Genomic DNA, 479 nt, shown 5'->3' on the forward strand with positions numbered 1-479 from the left:
GGTGGTAGGCGTCGTAGATCGCCGGGCGCATGAGGTTCGCCGCGCAGGCATCCACGCCGAGGTAGTCCTTGTAGGTCACCTTCTCGTGGATGACGCGGGTGACGAGCGCGCCCGCCGGCGCGAGCATCCAGCGGCCGAGCTCGGAGCAGATCCTCACGTACCCCATGCCGGCGGGAACAAGCACCTGCTCGTACGCCTCGCGCACGCCCTCGCCGATGGCGGCGATGTCCGCGGCGGGGTCCTCGGGGCGGTAGTCGACGCCGATGCCGCCGGAAAGGTCGATGAGCCCCACGTGGACGCCGAGCTCGTCGCGCAGGCGCACGGCCTCCTCGAAGAGCAGCCGCGCAAGGCGCGGGTAGTAGTCGTCTACCTGGGTGTTGCTGGCAAGAAACGCATGGATTCCGAAGTCCTCGACGCCGAGCGCCGCCAGGCGCGAGAACGCCTCCTTGAGCTGCTCGCGCGTCATGCCGAACTTCGCG

1 pseudogene is annotated in these 479 nt (G+C 69.3%); it reads right to left on the reverse strand.

Features of this window, described 5'->3' with window-relative positions:
- A pseudogene (locus ACT84W_RS09945) lies at positions 1-479 on the reverse strand (diaminopimelate decarboxylase); the annotation flags it as partial.

The sequence above is a fragment of the Paratractidigestivibacter sp. genome, assembly GCF_052362415.1.
In the GTDB taxonomy this organism is placed as follows: domain Bacteria; phylum Actinomycetota; class Coriobacteriia; order Coriobacteriales; family Atopobiaceae; genus Paratractidigestivibacter.